A 15,130-nucleotide genomic window follows, 5' to 3' on the forward strand; every position below is an offset into this window, starting at 1 on the left:
ACAGGCACGGCGGAACTGTGATGGGGGTAGCGAGGCGAGGCTTTCGTAGAGCATCTCTCGATGGTGGTGACAGCGACTTTCCACACCACTATTCTATTCGTGCAAGAGGTCTACTGAGATCCATGCTGAGATCCAACGTGCCCTCGGTCAAATCGCCCAGGTCTCCCGGTTCCGGCTCCTGACCCGCCAGGGCCGCCAATTCCGCCGACACTTCACCGCCTTGGGTGCGATCGCCCGCCAAAACCGCCTCTTGGGCCGCTTGCCAATTGCTTAATACGGCCTGGGCCACCACCAAGGGCCGATCGCCCTGGTGAGCCACGGCCTGGAGTGCCGCCTCCGCAATCGCCTGGAACCCCGGCAGCCCCAAGGATTCCCCTAAGCCCGTAAACACCTCCGATTGGGTGGCCACCGTTTCCAAGGCCGCCGGCCCATCCCCCGCCGCCACCAGCGTCGCCAACTGATCAATCCGTTCCTTCACCCCCGTTTCAAAAATCGACTGCACCAGGTCAAACCCCAGTTCAGCGGAGGTGGGCAACTTTTGTTCGCGCTCAAAGCAGTCTCCCAACAGGGTTTGGATTCGGGCAAAGGCATCGATCGCCTGATCCAACACCTCTTGATCGGCCTCCCGTCCCTGTTCCCATTGGGTGGTCAGGGCCAAGCGCAAACATTCATAGAGCTGAAACAACAGCCCCTCCAGTTCCACCTCCACTTCCGCTTCCGGGTCAAACAGGGCCCGAAACACGTCCTCCATGTGGTGGGCGATCGTGGAGATGGTTTCCAACCCCACATTGGCGGAAGCCCCCTTCAGGGTGTGGGTGGCACGCATCAGGGCATGGATCCGCTGTTTCGAGGGATCGTCGCGCAGTTGCAACAAATCCGTCTCGATCGATCGCAGCAGGTCTTGGGACTCACTGAGGAAGTATCCGTAGGCTTCCTCGCGGATGGCGGGATCGAGCATAGGGGGCTACCGGAAACGACCTGGTTTTGGTCTGTTGGAAAAACGAACGGGGGTTAAGCAAAGCAGCAACAGGGGGCATCGGGGGCAACCGAGGCGCAACTTTAGGAGCGGCGCGATCGCCCCCTGGCGATCGGGGCTAAGGCATTCAGCCGTTAGTTGACCTTGAACCGGCCCACACTGGCTTGCAGCTCTTGGGACATGGCCAACAAATCCTCAAAGGAAGCGGTCAGGGCCACGGAACTGGAAGAGGTGCGATCGGCGATCGTCGCCACCTCCGTCATCGTGTGGGCCACCGCTTGGGCCTGTTGGGTTTGGCTGGCGGCGGCTTGGTTAATGCCCTCCACCAACTGGCCAATTTGGGCCGTCACATCCACAATTTCGCTCAGGTTCGATCGGGTATCGCTGACCAGATTCGTCCCCGCCACCACCTGCTGAATCCCCGCTTCCATGGCCTGGGCCACCGCCTGGGTTTCCGCCTGAATCTCTTCCACCAGGGCCGCAATTTCCGTGGTGGCATCGGCCGACTGGCGGGCGAGCGATCGCACTTCATCGGCAACCACCGTGAAGCCACGACCATATTCCCCGGCCCGCGTTGCCTCAATGGCAGCATTCAGCGCCAACAGTTGGGTTTGGGTGGTGAAGTTGCCAATCAGGCTCACGATCTTCGAGATCTTTTGGGACGATTCGCTTAGGGCCCGAATCTTACGCCCCGTTTCCGCCACCGTGTCCCGAATCGACAGAATGGCATCCACCGTCCGGTTCATGGCCGCGTCGCCTTCCTGGATCGTGTTGGTGGCTCGTTGCACCGCCTGGGTCACCTGCTGGGCGTTTTGGGTCACGTCCGTGCTAGCTTCTGCCATGGTTTGCACCCGCTGCACCGCCTCCAGCAGGGCCCGATATTGTTGCTGGGCTTGGTTAGACAGCTCACCAATGGCGCTGGAACTGGTGGTGGAGGTATTGGACACCTTGGCAGCCGTTTCTTGCAGCTTCACCACAATCTGTCGCAGGCTTTGCAGGGTGTTGTTGTAGGCATCGGCGATCGTGCCCACTTCGTCTTCGGTAATCGGCGCGCGCACGGTGAGATCCCCTTCCAGGGCCGGCCGCACCGCCATCAGCAGGTTCAGGGCCTTCTGTTGCAGGGCTTCGCGGGCGGCCTTGTCCCGTTGGGCAGCCTCTTCCACCTGGGCCGATTTCCGCTGCAATTCTGCCAGGGTTTCCGCCTGCTTCAGGGCAATGCCCAACTGTGCCCCCACCTGAGCCACGAATTCCACTTCTGAGGTTTCCCACTGACGCGGGCCGCTGTTTTGGTAAACCGCCAGCAGCCCCCACAGTCGATCGCCCTGAAAGATCGGGGTAATGGCGTAGGCGCGGGCTTGGAACCGTTCCAGCACACTCAAATAGCAGGGGGTGAACCCGGCTTTGTAGATATCAGGAACCACAAAGCTTTCGCCTCGGGCATAGCGGCCCCCTTCGTTTTCCTGAAGGTAGGTGTCTCGCACCCGGCCGGCGTTGGTGGGGCGAGCTTGGGTCAAGCTGTTGATCGCTTCGCAATCGCTCATTTCCGTTTGGACACTGCCATCGCTGTCGGGAGAGTCCAACAGCCGCAACCAACCGGGGCCGACGGATTCCGCCATGAATTGCCCACTCCAGTCAGGCTGGAATTGATAGATTCCGACCCGATCGACCTCCAGAATTTGGCGCAATTCCGTGGTGGTGGTGCGGAAGATGGTACGGATGTCCAGGGAAGCGCGAATTTTGTCGATCGTCGCGGAAATGGCCTTATTCCGTTCGGCAGATTTTTGGAGCTGGGCCGCTTGGGTTTTGAGCTGTTCCACATACTCGGCCTGTTGCAGGGCCAAGCCCAGTTGGGTTCCCAACCGAGACAGAATCTGCCCTTCCAGTTCTTCCCACTGGCGGGAGTTGCTGTTTTGGTAAACCGCCAACAGGCCCCAAAGGTCATTGCCCTTGAAGATCGGGGCGATCGCGTAGGCCTTGGCTTGGAACTGCTCCAGCAGGTCAAGATAGCAGCGGCTGAAGTTGGCTTGGTAAATGTCGTTGACCAGCAGGGTTTCGCCCTGGCGATAGCGACCGCCCTGGTTGTCTTGCAAATAGCTGTCTTCGACGCGGGCCAGGGAGCGCCCGCCCCGTCGGTTGTTGCCATCCCGCAGGCCGGCCCCGTCGCGATCGAGCAGTCGTTGCCAACCGGGGGTGACCGCTTCGGCCACAAACTCACCGCTCCAGTCCGGATCGAACCGGAAGATGCAGGCGCGATCGGCCTGGAAAATTTGGCGAATTTCCTGGGTGGTGGTGGCAAAGAGGCTGTCAATGTCCAGGGATTCGCGGATTTTGTTCATCACCGTCAGCAGGGCGCGGTCTTGCTGCACATTGCGCTCAAGCTGTAGTTTTTGATCCTGAAGCTGCTTCAGATATTCCGCCTGTTGCACCGCCACACCCATTTGCTGGCCCATTTGGGTCACCAGGTCGGTTTCTTCCGGCTCCCAACTGCGCACCCGATCGTTTTGATAGACCGCCAGTAGTCCCCACAGCTTATCGCTGGCAATCACGGGAGCGATGATGTAAGCCCGGCATTGGAACTGTTCCAGCAGTTTCAGGTGACAGGGATCGTAGTCTTGGGTTTGGATGTCCGCCACGGTCAGGGTTTCGCCGTTGATGTAGCGGCCACCTTTAGTGCGCTCAAAATAGCTGTCGCGGAAGGTTTTGCCCAACAGCGGTTTCCAGCCCCGACCCACGGATTCCGAGACGAAATCGCCGCTCCAGTCGTCGCTGAATCGATAGACGGCGGCGCGATCGCACTCCAACAAAATTCGCAGTTCGTCGGTGGTGGTTTGCATAATCGTGGCCAGATCCAGGAATTGGTGAATCTTGTCCACGATCGTGGCGATCGCCCGTTGGCGGCCCACTTGTTTTTGCAGTTTCTCGATCGCGCTGAGCTGGGCAATGCTGCGGCTCACCTGATCGCTGGCATATTTCACCAGCTCCGCTTCCAGGGGACTCCAGGGGCGCGGGCCGCTGTTTTGATAAATGGCCAGCAACCCCCACAGTCGATCGCCCTGAAAAACCGGCGCAATCATGTAGGCTCGTCCCTGGAACCGTTCAATGAGCTGCACATGGCAAGCGCTGAGGCCACCGCGATAGATGTCCTCGCATTGGTAAACATCCTTGGTGTTGTAGCGGTTGCCTTGGGTGCTTTCAAAGTAGGTGTCGCGGAAGGTGTTCCCCACCAGGGCCATCCAACCGGGGGCCATGGATTCGGTGATGAATTCCCCAGTCCAGTCGAAATTGAACCGGTAAATGGCCACCCGATCGGCTGACAGTTGCAACCGCAATTCTTGGCAAAGCCGCCGCAGCAGTTCATCCAAACTTTGGCTGTCTTCGATGGTGCGATCGATCCCATCCACCGGTAGGCGGTTCCCGTTGACCGCTTCCCCATCGGTGGTCACCAGGGCCGTGCCGATCGACTCCGCAAACTGCTCAATTTGCTCCATCTTTTCCATCACGAATCGATCGGGCCGGCCCGATCGTTCCAACTCCGCCTTCAGGGCATCGACTGCATCTTGGAAACGGCGCAAATCAGGAGCGGGGCTATGTTCAACGGGGGGAGTGCCGTTGCGGGCCGGGCGATCGTCACGAACCGTGCGCGAAGCATCAAAGTAAGCAGTCATAGGAATTTAGGCCAGAGAGCAATCGGAAAAACAGAGAGTCAGGGAGCCGTTACCAGTGGGCCCGCCAGGCCGCCAGCCAAGAGACCAACAACCATTCAGCAGTTCCCCATCACGGTGGAAATCACGGCCACACTGGGGCCCTCGGGGCAAGGGGAGCCAAGCAACATCAAGCAAGGGAACGTCAAGCAAGGGAACGTCAAGCCATGTCCAAAAACATGAAGCAACATCAAACAAAGTTACAAAGGTTGCAAAAGTTACAAAGGAGCAGAAGCGGATTTGAGCAAAGGTGAGTTGGGAAAACAGGCTCAGGACTGGGAAATCTCCCAGCAATGGCGGGGCAGGATTGGCGCGATCGCCCCGAGGGCCAATCCTGATCCCGATGGCCAAGCGTCCTAGCCGGCCTGTTGGGCGCTGGCCCTGGCGATCGCGCTGGGGTTCAACACCATACTGCTGGCCTCGCTGAGGTAGCCCTGAACAAAGGGCAAGAGCCGATCGGGAAACAAACCCGCGCTGGGCGGCTGAACATTTGGAGAATCGTGCCACTCGATATCTTCAATTTGGGGCACGACCAACCCCAGATTCTGGCCATCACACTCCAGCACAATGGCGATGGCGGATGAGGTGGCCGTCAAATCCGGCGCAATGGCCGGAAAACCCACCAACTGGTTAAGGTCGATCGTCCAAATGATTTCACCGCGCCAGTTGTACACCCCTAAGACCGATTCTGGCATATGTGGCACGGGCAAAATGTCCGTGGCCGCAATTCGCAGCACTTCCCGCACCTCATCGATCGGGAGCAGGGCCGTATCCTCAAAGCCCAGGTGAAAACGCAGGAAACGCTGGCCATCGGTACTCAGGGCGCTGCCGGCCGACCTGGTGGGCAGGTTCAAAATGGCGGATCCGTCGCCCTGTTGCAGCCATTGGGTGAGCGGATCCGGGGGGGCGCTGGGTTCCGGCTCCGACGGGGCGATCGGGGCTGGCTCGGCCGCCTCCACCACCGGCAAGGGCGGTTCCGGCTCACGAACCGATTCATCTACCAATTCACGAACCGGCGCAGGCTCGAAAGCCACCGCCGCCGCCGGAGCCGCAGGCACTTCAGCGGCGGTGTCGGCGGCTAGGGCTTGGTTGGCAATGTCCACCAGGGCCGCGAATCCTTCATCCCCAAAGAACCCCGAAGGCTCATCGTCGTCATCCCCGAAAAAGCCCAAGGGTTGATCGTTTTGATCCAAATCTGGCCCCAGATCGGGTTCCGCATCGAAGGCGATGACGGCGGGGGCTTCCGGCAGCGACTCTGCCAATTCCGGCAATTCCGGCAGTTCCAGTAGTTCCGGTAACGGCTCAGCGGGGACGGCGGGATCGGGTTCTGGTTCCTCAGGCAAATCCAGAACATCGGCCAACGCTGGTAACGCTTCTGGTAATGCTTCTGAGTCGGCCGCTTCAGTCGATTCCGTCAAGGCAGGAGATTCGGTGGCCTCAACTACCTCGGTGGGTGCAGCCGCTGCGATCGGCTCGGTGGATGCCGCTAACTCGGCCGCTGGGACAGATTCAGCAGGTTCCGCAGGGGCGATCGGGACAGGCTCCGACTCGCGAGGGGCAGCCGACGCACCATCACCCAAGGATTCCGCCAGAGCCAGCAGCGCCGATCGGGGATCGCTGGATTCGGCTAATAACTGCGCCACCAAATTGACCAAACCGCTGCGCTCATCCGAAACAACGGCAGATTCCGGGGATTGCACCGGTTCGATCGGGTCGGGTAATGGTTCGATTGGCTCTGAATTCACCGGTTCTAGGGATTCGGTGAAATTGGCTAGATCATCGGATAAATCATCTAAATCATCGGTTGGATCATCTAAATCATCTGACTCAACTTCTTCAGCCAAATCAGTTAATTCAGCCAATTCACCTTCATCAACATTGGTTGGCTCGATCGGGTCTGATAAATCGGTCAAGTCTGATAAATCATCTGGCTCAACTTCTTCGGTCAAATCAGTTAATTCAGCTAGGTCATCTTCCGCTAATTCATCGGCTAAATCGTCGGCCACCACCTCGGAAGAAGCTGACTCGATCGGGTCAGTTACCTCAACGGCCGTTGAATCTAAATCGGCCAAATCCGATAGATCAGCCAGATCTGACAAATCGGATAAATCATCGGATAGATCCGAGAGATCCGAGGAATCGATCGCCTCTTCGGGTTCCACCCAATCCAGCGATTCGGATTCAGCATCTTCTAATTCAGCTAATTCAGCACTCTCTGCCAATTCGTCAACAATTGCGGCCGATTCAGAAATTACCGCCGATTCCGGGTCTGTCGATTCAGTGGGGGCCGCCGCTGCGGGAGGTGGTTCTGGTGGGGGAGCGATCGGCTCGGGAGCAAAGCCAGCCAAACGGGCGATCGTGGCGATCGCGGCGTTCAGATCCAAATCGCTGCGATGTTCTGCCAGTTGGGTCAGTTGCGCAATGGTGCTGAGGGCTTCCCGAGGGCTGATGCTTGTGGGTTCTGCAATCAGTTCCGCTGCGGCTGTGTCAGGTTGTGCGATTGCTGGGTCTGCACTGGCTGGTGGATTGGTTGGATCTTCACCCGCTGGATCTTGATCAAGCAGGCTTAATTCATCATCCAGTTCATCACCAAATTCATCGCCCGTTAATTCATCATCCAGTTCGTCACTCAGTTCATTGACCGTTGATTCATCACTCAGCTCATCGCTTGTTAATTCATCGCCCGTTGATTCATCACTCAGTTCATCACCAAATTCATCGCCCGTTAATTCATCACTCAGTTCATTGCCAAATTCATCACTGAGCACATCACCTGTTAATTCAATATTTAGTTCACCAGTCAACTCGTCACTGAATTGATCGTCAAGTTCATCACTGGTTAATTCATCATCCACTTCCCCGATCGGGTCAGCCTCTTCCTGAGTGAGTTCTGCAATTTCTGGTGATTCCGGTAGCTGATCTAGAGTGATTAACTGGTCAGAGTCCTGCGCATCAATCAAATCAGTCGAGTCACTCAATTCATCTGATTCAGTCAAATCCAATTGCAGATCATTGAGGTCTTGATCGATCGGTTCGGGATCAGTTGGTTCCTGTGGTTCCTGAGTTTCTGGATCAACGATCGCCGAATCCAGTGATTCTGGATTGGGGAATTCTGGATCGAGTAATTCCAGATTCGCTGAACCGATCGCGGCTTGTGCTCCTTGGTCTGAAGGTTCTGAGGAGGGTTCCGAGGAGGGTTCGGGCGATCGATCTGAAGGGGTTGGCTCCGGCGCTGCCACCGGAGGCGGACTGGCCAAGGCACTCAGCCGGGCGATCGCCGCCAACGCCGTGTTCACATCCGCGTTGGGATGATGTTCCACCAACTGCACCAGACTGCTGATTGCGTCGGTCACTTTTTCAGCGATCGTTTTACCGCTGTCTGAGGCGATCGCGGCAAACACTGTCCCGATCGGCTCTGATTCTGGCTCTAGCTCTGGCGTTGGGGAAATTTCCGTTGACTCCGTGGGCGGCTCTGCGGGGTCGATCGGGTCGATCACTGTTTCTCGATCGAAGTCCAGGCTCGCCCCATCATCCTCCAATGCATCAGGGGATTCCAGCAAACCTGCCGTTTCTTGTGCCGCATCTGCCAAGGGATCCAGCAGCTCGGAATCGGCCGCCAACTCGGCCACCAGTTCCGCCGCTTCATCGATGACTTGATCGATCGTTTCGTCGATCATTTCATCAATCGCGGCATCGCTGGCGAACTCATCAATCAGGGCTGCTGAGTCGATCGCCGGTTCCACCAAGGTTGGCAGCTCAGGCAAGGAGTCGATCGCCGGTTCCGGTTCTGGAGCTACGGTCTCAGCATTGGGTTCCGCTATCCCTTCTTCTTCAATCGCGGCCCAGTCGGCTAACTCTGCTTCGGTGAGGGCCAAGGCATCCGGATCCAGGCTGAGGGTCTCCGGTTCTAGGTCGCTGGTTTCCTCTGAGGGCAACGAATCTAGGGCATCGATCGCCCCTAAATCCTGTTCATCCACCGCGAAATCGGGTTCCTCGGTTTCTGATGCGAGTTCTGGTGCTGGCTCTGGCTCTGGCGGTGACTCAACGATCGCCAGCTCTGGTTCTGTGGTGGGTTCCGGCTCGGGTGGTGATTCGAGGATTTCCACCGGTTCAACGGCCGGCGCGATCGACTCCGCAGCACTTAACTCTGGAGCGCTTAACTCTGGAGCACTCAACTCAGAAGCCACCAACGGCGATGGAGCGATCGACCCCACAGCCGTGACCAGGGAGGCGGCGGCCTTTTCCAGGGTGCTGGCCAAACCCGTCAGGGCGGCCAGGGTGGCTTGCAGTTGGGCTGCTTCAGTGGGAATGGGCAACGGTGGCGTTGGTACTTCTTCCGGCGTAATGACTTCCAGCGTGCTGACTTCCGGCGTGCTGACTTCCGGAGCGATCGGCTCTGGGGCGATCGGGTCTAAATCCGGTCGGTCAAGATCCGTTGCTGCTGACTGATTGCAGTCCTCGGTTACATCTTCGGTTGTGTCTTCTCCCACCTCGATCGCGGGTTCAGGATCGATCGCGGGTTCCGGTGGGGCCACCGCAACCCCATGACCATTTTGGGACTCTGGCCCAGCAACACCCGACAGGACAGCCAAGGGCGAATCGCTGATCAAGGCCGCCACCCCATTGGCCATGCTTTGCACCTGGGACTCCAAGAAGTTGACGATCGGATCTGCTTCCTGATCGCCACTTTGGCCATAGGGCAAGGGCGGCAAGTCGATATGATAGCACCATTTGGGCGATCGCTCATCCAGCGCTTGGCCGCCCACTTTCACCGATTGGATCACGGCCCGGTTCAATCCGGCCACGGCCAAATCCTCGATCGCCGGCTCAACGGTTTCCAAGGCCAAGCGGGCCGAAGGAGCTTGCTCACTGGCCAGCAGCAGATATAAACATCCCTCCTTCAAGGCCGCCTTCACGGTAATGGTCGGTTCCAGTCGATCGCGAATGAGCAGGGCGATCGCCTGGGGATTGGCATCCAAAGCCTGCTGAATCAATGCGGTTTGCTGCTGTGCGTCCATCGCCCACGTTCTCCCACATCCAAAAACCCAATTTTTAATTGGCCGTCCTGGCCCGCCTCGGCTGACGCTTCGGCCGGAACCCGGCCATGGTGCAGGCCCCGGCCCATGAACAATCCATGGTTCAGTGTCCCGAACCCGATTATTTCTCTCAATTCCAGGCCCCACGGGCCCAATGGCAACCCCAATAGCACACCCTGATCATTGCCGGACTGATGCCTAATCACTGATTGATCAATTCAATTAGCTGGGATTGGTAGCTGGGATTGGCTTGATCGTCGATTGGGTCATTGCTTAGGACATCGGTTGGATCAGTAATTTTAACTTGCCCCGATCGCCCCTGTTTGATATCGATCTCGCAGCTTTCAAATTGTCAATTTCCTGCAAGAATTGTGGTTTTTTGTTGATGAACCTCAAGCTGAACCTCAATCCCAATTCAGTGCAAATGAGACTCAATCGGCTTGATTTTTCATGGCTTACCGATCCGTCTGTTGCATCCGTCTGTCTCAACGGATGAACTTAAACCCCAATCCCCACACAGTCCCCACATACAATTCCCACATCCCGATCGGGCGTAGGTGGCAACCCCATACAATCCTTTCTCTATTGTTTCGCCAAAACTCCAAATTCATAGCGATTGTTGAGCATTTCTTCACCGAGTAAGTATCGATTCAGGGGGCCGGCGTTGTTGGGTTGAATGCCAGCGGCGGGGGCCGGATGCCAGCCACCACCATTGCGCGGCGATGTGGGGAGGGTGCCTGCGGTTGTAGGCGAGGGTTGTGGTCGTTGGGGATTGTCCTGGGGTGGCGGTTGCAATCGATCGGGCAAATATTGCTGAAGCAGCGCAGCCACCTTTTCCAGGCGCAGCGGCTTGGGCACAAACACCGAAGCTCCAACCAGCTTGGCCCGCACCCGGTCGATCGCCCCGCGATTACTGGTGACAATCGCGATCGGCACATTGGCCAACAGGTTCACCCGTCGCAACTGGGTACAAAGCTCATAGCCATTCACAATCGGCATCACCAAATCCAGCAACACCATATCTGGTCGCTGCTCGATCGCCGCCGCCAAGGCCCTTGTCGCCTCCGTGATATGCACAAACCGACAACCCAAACGATGCACCACGGGGCGCAGCAGCTTGCCCACCATCGGATCATCGTCAATCAACATCACCAAGGGTTGCTCAGAGTTGGGGCCTTGGGTTGCTGGAGTGGGCTGGGGTGTTGGGGTCTGGTTCGCCGCCGGCCCACCCGATCGCCCTGGAGCGGTGGCGGCTCTGTCCCGGGGCGCTGCGGACTGTGGGGGCTTAACTGGTGCTGCTTGCGGCGTGAACAGCAAATTCAGCACCGTGTCCGCCGGGCGATCGTCCAAGGGCAGAAAATCCAAGCCCCCACGCTCCACCAAGTGATGCAGCAGATGCACGACGATCGACATGGGCTGTTTCATCACCAGCGAGACATCCCAGGTCGATCGTTGACCATTCAGCAACGGAGCCAACGTTAAAAACGTCGATCGGTCATTTTGAGTTGTTGCGGACGGGGACCAATCCAACTGGGCCAACTGCGGCGCGCGATCGGCCTGCTCTGGCGACAACCCCACCGACTCCCACCGTTGCAGCAACTTCACCACCGACTGCATCACCGCCAACAGGGCCTCACTGCCGAGCAACTGTTGCGCCACCGTCCGCGTGTCCGGCAAAGCGGGCACATACTTATCCCAGTGAGACACCACCGTGGGATCGCTCGCCGCCGCAAACAGCACCTCCTGAGCCACCGACTCCAGCATCGAGTGCAACTGGGCCGGTGTGACTTGGCCCGCCAACAGCGCCGTCGCCAACCACCACACCTCCCATAGGGGCCGTGCCGTTTCCGTCAGCGGAACCGGCTGCAAATTCACCCCCGATCGCTTCAGGGCCCGTTGCCAACGGCGAATCCGAAACCGCTCATCGATCGCCCACAACAAGCGACCCTGCAAAAAAATCAAGCGCCAGCGACTCGGCCCCCGCTCCAGCACCAACACCCCCGAAGCCCGTCGCTGCACCACCGTCGCCAGCGTCCGCGACACCTTTGTCCATCCCGTTGCTGCTTCAGTCATCGATGGACACTCCCAATCCAACCCATTGACCCATTTGACCCATGGCTAATTGATCACGACGCTCCCGTCGTCCTCAAATAATCATTCGAGAATCATTCACCAGTCACCGATTCCTCAGACCATTCATCGATCCCATTCATCGATCGCTGGCCAATTCCTTGGCCCTGGACTCACACCCCCAATTCCACCCCGATCGTCCTTAATGCTCCCTTGCGAACCTTAATGACAGTCATGAAACCAACCTTCAACCCAATGACAATCGCTGCGCTTGTTTTGCCCAAAGACCTGAAGCTTTACGACAGGCCCCGCAAAATTGGCACAGTAGTTTGATCTTGGTCTTGAGTCAGTTTTCAGGGAATTTCTGCCGCTGTAAAACTGATTCCGTCTGGGCGATAGATCCCTGAGTGATGGTCAACTTTGCTCGCCAAATTGCTTGATTTTGCTAATCAATGGCGATGAACCCAAAGCCGACGTGAATGTTATGTATTAATTGATACTCCAAGTTCACCTCCTACTGAACTGATTTGAGAACAGGTTGAGCAAGCTCAAACGTTGTCGTGGTCTACAAACAGTCGCCTAGCAGCAATTGGGAAATTTACCGAAGAAATGACGAGAGTTAACCCAGAGATCATGAGGACATATTCAATTATTAAATAATAATTTAATTGATTTCAAACAGCTATTAACTTTTCTTGATAATCGTGTTGGCTTCGGATCTGCTCTCTTGCATCTTTCGCAGACTAGAACCGCTCCTCAGAACAATTTAGACCTTGCAGGCTAACATATGAATGGTTGGTATTTTTAATCCACTGGTTGCTTGGATGTTTACCAGATCTGTCTTTAAGAAATTTTAGATTTTTTTCATGTTTACAAAAATCACTCATGATCAAGCGATCGCTCGACCCACTCAGGGAATAATTCTCAAGAGATTAATCACCCAAAAGTAATTGAATGATTTAGAAAAATTCTCAAGAAATATTGATTCTATTAATTTTTTGCGCATTTAAACCCACCAACAAGTCAATCTACCGCATAACTTGCTGCACCTAATTAGCAAATCATGAATGGAACTTTATTCCATACGATCACAACTCTTGTCAGTTTAAGTTTTCATCAATGCTGCCAAGGCCTAAAACAATGACGAAAAGTCTTTTTTCAGAAAGCTGCCCAAGCATCAATTTTGACACGCTGGTCGCGACTGGGGCAGATTGACAAGCAAAATGCGGTCGATATGCTCAAAATTCCGCCAAAATGAGCCGATTGCCCTTTTTCGATCATTCCCAGGTTTTTCTTTGCATCCTGCCACTTTATTCAACCTTCAAAGATTGGTCGAAAAGCGAAGGAATTGTGGAGTAATGATGAAGGGGATCGCTAATTTTGGGTCATTTAGGGCATTTTGAATGAGACCCCAATTCAACTTCTCATCATTCAACTTCTCATCAATCGGTGGCGGGGGCTGTGGCGGAAAGGATCCCATTGGCCACGGCATAGCCCCGGGGGGTGATCACCTTGCCGCTGTGGGTGAAGGTGCTGGCGTTGCCAATTAAAACAACGGTGAGCATATCGATCGCCTGTAAATCAACCGTAGCCAAGGTGGCAATGGTGATCTGTTCGTCGGGCCGGTGGAGCGATCGAGCCAGAACCACGGGGGTTTCGGGCGATCGCTTGGCTCGCAAAATCTCGAAGGCCGTTTCAATTTGGGTTTGGCGCGTTTGCGATCGGGGGTTATACAACGCCACCACAAAGTCTCCGGCCGCCGCCGCCTGCAACCGCTGCACAATGACGGGCCAGGGCGTGAGCAAGTCCGACAGGGAAATGGCGCAAAAATCATGCATCAGGGGCGCACCCACGCGGGCGGCAGCCGCTTGCAGGGCCGTGATGCCGGGCAACACTTCCACCTGTGGGGTCTGGCCGTCCCAATGGCGGGCCGCCAAACATTCCAGCACCAGCCCGGCCATGGCATAAATTCCACAGTCGCCGGAGGAAACCACAGCCACCCTTAGCCCCCGTTCCGCCAGGTCGATCGCCCGTTCAGCACGCTGCTTTTCGCGGGTGATGGGGCTGCCTTCAATAATTTGCCCCGGATGCAACAGGGGGCGCAGCAGGTCTAGATAGAGTTGATAGCCAATGATTACGTCGCACTGGCTGAGGGCGGCGCGGGCGGCGGGGGTGAGCTGATCCAAGGAGCCGGGGCCCGTCCCAATCAGCCACAGCTTGCCCAGGTGGGGGGTATATTCCCGATCGGCCCGGGCCAGGGCGATCGTGCAAGCGCCGGAGCCACCGTTGGGGGCCCGAAACACCTGTTTTTCCCGAATCAGTTCGGCTCCGTCGGCCGCCAGCCGGGCCGCCGCTTCCGCCACCGAGGGCGTGCCCACCTCTGAGCGCACCACCTCCGAAGGGTTGGGTACGGCGATCGGGGCCAGGGCGGCGGCGGTGAACCAACGGGCGGCCAGATCGAGCCGATCGACCAAGGCCAGCAACCCCACCTCATCCTGTTTCAGGTCGATCGAACCAATCCCGGCGATCGCCTCCGGAGCCAAATCCGCTTGCTCCAATACTTGGGCCAAGGCCGCTGCCATCTGATCTTCGGGGGTGTGACGCTCACAACCAATGCCAACCCAAAGGGTGCGCGGATGCCAGGCCACGGCGGGCAAGGGCAAGGGCGGCAAGGGGCGATCGCTAATCCAAACGATCGCCCGCAAATTGGGGGGCAACTCGTCCCAATCCACCAAGTCCGCTTCCGACAGGAGCACAAAGGGGTGAAACTCCGGCAACTCCTCAATCCACAGATTCCAGCCGCAGGTTTGCACCACGCCCACGGTCTCGAACCGGGCGATCGCGCTGGCCACCCCCAGCCAATCCCCTTGGCCCCGTCGCCAACCGTAGCGATCGCCCAACAGATCGATCGCCGGGAGCTGCTGCCCTTCGGCGGCACTGGTAATCACCGGTTCCACCGCCAACAGTCCCGCCACCTGTCGGGTCAAGGCATCAGCCCCGCCCAAATGTCCCCCACAAAGGCTGATCACATGGTGACCCGTTTCATCAACGGCCACCACGGCCGGATCGGTGCGTTTGTCTTGCAAATGGGGGGCGATCGCCCGCACCGTGGCCCCCACCGCCAACACAAAAATCAGCGGTTGCCCCGCCGCCCAGCGATCAGCCACCAAGGCCCGAAAGTCTTCGTAGGTGCGAAGGGCATTCTGGGAACCCGCCGCCGCACTGCCCCGGGCCGAATCCTTCGTCCAAATCACGGAGCCGGGCAGTCCCGCTTGGATTTGTTGGGCCAACCGCAGACCGCGAGGCGTGGGCGCTAGGATGGCAACGGAAGGGCGATCGCTCATGGG

5 protein-coding genes are annotated in these 15,130 nt (G+C 57.3%); all 5 read right to left on the minus strand.

The features are described from left to right. Positions 1-88: 88 nt before the first annotated feature. The 5 genes from H6G52_RS16660 to cobJ all read right to left on the minus strand — a co-directional run bounded on the left by H6G52_RS16660 (position 89) and on the right by cobJ (position 15,127). Positions 89-958 carry an Hpt domain-containing protein gene (locus H6G52_RS16660; protein WP_190529783.1) on the minus strand — a complete coding sequence of 290 codons (870 nt, stop codon included), beginning with the start codon at positions 956-958 and terminating at the stop codon, positions 89-91. 152 nt (positions 959-1,110) lie between these two features. Continuing rightward, positions 1,111-4,641, minus strand: coding sequence for a GAF domain-containing protein (locus H6G52_RS16665; RefSeq protein ID WP_190529785.1), 3,531 nt, complete (start codon positions 4,639-4,641; stop codon positions 1,111-1,113). 392 nt (positions 4,642-5,033) lie between these two features. Next, positions 5,034-9,695, minus strand: coding sequence for a chemotaxis protein CheW (locus tag H6G52_RS16670; RefSeq protein ID WP_190529787.1), 4,662 nt, complete (start codon positions 9,693-9,695; stop codon positions 5,034-5,036). A 600-nt stretch (positions 9,696-10,295) separates the two neighbouring features. Next, complete coding sequence (locus H6G52_RS16675; protein WP_190529790.1) at positions 10,296-11,786, minus strand: response regulator; 1,491 nt, start codon at positions 11,784-11,786, stop codon at positions 10,296-10,298. 1,439 nt (positions 11,787-13,225) lie between these two features. After that, on the minus strand, positions 13,226-15,127 hold the full coding sequence (gene cobJ / locus H6G52_RS16680; RefSeq protein WP_190529792.1) for a precorrin-3B C(17)-methyltransferase: 1,902 nt from the start codon (positions 15,125-15,127) through the stop codon (positions 13,226-13,228). Between the last annotated feature and the right edge of the window lie 3 nt (positions 15,128-15,130).

It is taken from the genome of Limnothrix sp. FACHB-881 (assembly GCF_014698135.1).
Taxonomy (GTDB): domain Bacteria; phylum Cyanobacteriota; class Cyanobacteriia; order CACIAM-69d; family CACIAM-69d; genus CACIAM-69d.